Origin of the sequence: Schnuerera sp. (assembly GCF_035459645.1) — a bacterium.
Classification (GTDB): domain Bacteria; phylum Bacillota; class Clostridia; order Tissierellales; family Tepidimicrobiaceae; genus Schnuerera.
Window position 1 is genome coordinate 1 of the sequence record NZ_DATHXO010000346.1, and the last position, 3,490, is coordinate 3,490.

A 3,490-nucleotide genomic window follows, 5' to 3' on the forward strand; every position below is an offset into this window, starting at 1 on the left:
GAAATAAAAGAAAAACCAAAAGCAGTAACGGGCCTTACCTATGGGAAGGGCAATTTAGGTGAATATACATTAGGGAAAAATAAAAGTTTTGAAGGATAAAAAAAGCTGTGGAATTTTCCACAGCTTTTTATTCTATGTAACCGTGCACCCAGCTTTGGCGCCACACCCTAGACGTTACCTAAACAGTTAACTCAGAACAGGCGCCCCTACGGCACACGAAAGTGTCTACTTACCGCTGCTTCCTCCCGGACCTGACGGGGTTCATAGATTTCCGTTGCGCAGGACCCATTCGTCAACGCCACTTATTTAGGGCAGACCCTGAAGCATAGACGTCTAGACTGGGAATTCAATCCTGCTATAGCGGTTTGCAGGTTATAGGGCACCGCTACCTCCCCATCTAGCACGGTAATGGCGGAGAGAGAGGGATTCGAACCCTCGAAACGCTCATCACGTTTACACGATTTCCAGTCGTGCGCCTTCGGCCAGACTCAGCCACCTCTCCAAATATTATTGCCTACTAAATAACAATTATTGTTTACAGATTTATATTATACTTAAAATATTTGCATATGTCAACTGTTTTAAATTTACAATTAAAATTTAAAAATTAACCTAGAGGTTTAAGAATCCTCCATTTTTTATAATTGGAATATAATTGCAAAATATTTTCTAATTATGTAAATAATATGATACAATTAGATACAAATAATCACTTTAGAAAATTTAACATAATTTTTTTAGAATGAGATCATGGCAAAACTTATGTTTATATATTATTATTTTATGATTATCTTAATTTAGAAATACATCAAATCATGGAAAGGAGATGCATATTTATGAAATATAACTTTGATCAAATAATAAACAGAGAAAATACAAATTCAACTAAATGGGATCCAGATACTCTAAAGGAAATGTTTGGAACCTCAGATATTTTACCTTTTTGGGTAGCTGATATGGATTTTAAAGTTGCAGATCCAATTGTAGATGCAGTTGTAAAAAGAGCGGAACATGGAATATACGGTTATGCTACAAGAACAGATTCTTATTTTGATGCAATAATAAATTGGACAAGGAATAGATTTAAATGGGATATAGAAAAGGAATGGATAGAATATACTCCTGGTGTAGTCCCAGCCATTAATTTTATATTACAAGCATTTACAAAGCCAGGTGATAAGGTACTAATTCAAGAACCTGTTTATTATCCTTTCAAAAGATCTATAAATAATAACAACCTTAAGGTAGTAAATAGTCCATTAAAATATGATGGAGAAAAATATGAAATTGATTTTGTTGACTTAGAAGAAAAAATTAAGGATCAAGATATCAAAATTTTTATATTATGTAATCCCCATAATCCAGTTGGGAAAGTGTGGGATAAAGAAGATTTAATTAAAATAGGGAATCTATGTTTAGAAAATGATGTGTTAGTAGTTTCCGATGAGATTCATAATGATTTAGTATATTCGGGAAATACTCATACAATGTTTGCTTCCATTAGTGAAAAATTTGCAATGAATTCCATAACTTGTACAGCTCCTAGTAAAACCTTTAATTTAGCAGGTATGCAAGCATCTAATATAATAATACCAAATCCTAAACTAATGGAAGAGTATAGACAAGTTTTAGAAAAACATAATATCAGTGGACAGAACCCCTTAAGCATTGTTGCTTTAGAGGCTGCATATAATTATGGAGAAGAGTGGCTAGAAGAATTATTAATATATTTAGAAGGTAATATAGAATTTATCTTCAATTATTTAATTGAACATTTACCAAAAGCAAAATTCATAAAGCCAGAAGGAACATATTTAGCTTGGGTTGATTTAAGAGAATACGAAATGAATGGGGAAAGGTTAGAAAAAACTATTATTGAAAAAGGGAAAGTAGCCTTTGATGGTGGAACTTGGTTTGGCGAAAATGGAGAAGGTTTTATAAGGATAAATTTTGCTTGTCCTAGAAGCCTATTGGAAGAAGGATTATCTAGATTAGTAAATGCGGTTAATAGATTGTAAGTGTAATTAAAATTGGGATGGTTTTATTGAACCATCCCAAAATATTTATATACTGTAATTATTCTTTTGTTTTGGTATAATATATATATTAAACAATATAAGGGTGGTTTCATGTATCAAGCATTGTATAGACAATATAGACCTAAGACTTTTGATGAAGTATTAGGCCAAGAACATATAACAACAACATTAAAGAATCAAATTCAAAAAGGAAATATTGGTCATGCATATTTGTTTTCAGGAACTAAAGGAACTGGCAAGACTTCTACTGCTAAAATATTTTCAAGAGCAGTAAATTGTTTAAATCCAGTAGAAGGAAATCCTTGTAATGAATGTGAAATTTGCAAAGGGATATTAGAAGAATCCATCATGGATATTATAGAAATGGATGCTGCAAGTAATAATAGTGTAGACGATATAAGAGAACTGAGAGATAAGGTAGTCTATCCTCCCTCAAGGGCAAAATATAAGATATATATAATAGATGAGGTTCATATGTTATCAAAAGGAGCATTTAATGCCTTATTGAAAACCTTAGAAGAACCACCTAAGCATCTAATATTTATATTAGCGACAACGGAAATGGAAAGATTGCCTCAAACCATCCTTTCTAGATGTCAAAGATTTGATTTTAAAAGAATATTAAACAAAGACATTGTTGCCAATATGGAAAAGATATGTAATGAATTAAATATATCAGTAGAAGAAAAAGCATTAGCTTTAATAGCAAGAAATTCTGAGGGTGCTATGAGAGATGCATTAAGCCTTTTAGATCAATGTATATCTTATAAAGATGACAAACTAACTTATGAAGATGCATTAGAGATATTAGGAATAGCTAATACAGAGCTATTATTTTCTATAGTGGATGATATAGAGAAAAAGAATTTGCAAGATCTTTTAGTTAAAATAGATGATATTATTCAACAGGGAAAGGATATAAATCAGTTTATAAAGGATTTAATATATCATTTTAGGAATCTTTTAATTGTAAAAACTTCGCAAAACTCTACAGATATTTTGGATATGGATGAAGAGACTATTTCTCTTTATATTAAACAAAGCCAAAATATTTCTCTAGACAATATTTTAAAATCTTTAGATATATTGAATAAAAGTGAAACTCAAGCTAAATGGGCTACCCAACCAAGAATTATACTTGAAATGGCAACTATAAAACTGGTAAACTTAGAGGAACAGAAAAGTCTAGAAGATAGAATCAAAAAATTAGAACAGATAATCAATAGCGGTGAAATAAAGATAGGTGAGCCAGTAGCAACTAATGTAGTACAGGAACCAAAGAAAAAAGTAAAAAAGAAAAAGGATTTAGAGAAACCAAAAGAAATAAAAACTGTTCCAATATTAGATGATGGGAAAGAGTTGAGTTTACAAATAATCAAGAAAAAATGGGAGAAAATATTAGCAATAGTTAAAGAAAATAATATTAGAACACATGCTTTTTTAAAGGAAGG

General features: G+C 31.0%; 2 protein-coding genes, 1 tRNA gene and 1 other RNA gene. 2 read left to right on the plus strand and 2 right to left on the minus strand.

Annotated features, from left to right (window positions below; translation table 11 throughout):
- Nucleotides 1-140: 140 nt before the first annotated feature.
- Both ffs and VK998_RS08075 read right to left on the minus strand, forming a co-directional pair.
- Nucleotides 141-406, minus strand: an RNA gene (ffs, locus tag VK998_RS08070) — signal recognition particle sRNA large type.
- A gap of 3 nt (nucleotides 407-409) precedes the next feature.
- Nucleotides 410-502: transfer RNA gene (locus VK998_RS08075), tRNA-Ser, on the minus strand.
- Nucleotides 503-836: 334 nt separating this feature from the next.
- On the opposite strand from VK998_RS08075, the gene VK998_RS08080 reads away from it, so the two are divergent.
- Together VK998_RS08080 and dnaX are read left to right on the plus strand one after the other, a co-directional pair.
- The gene (locus VK998_RS08080) at nucleotides 837-2,018 is read left to right on the plus strand and encodes a MalY/PatB family protein (protein WP_325227469.1); all 1,182 of its coding nucleotides are present in this window, start codon (nucleotides 837-839) and stop codon (nucleotides 2,016-2,018) included.
- A gap of 111 nt (nucleotides 2,019-2,129) precedes the next feature.
- On the plus strand, nucleotides 2,130-3,490 hold a 1,361-nt coding region (gene dnaX / locus VK998_RS08085; protein ID WP_325227470.1), incomplete at its 3' end, for a DNA polymerase III subunit gamma/tau.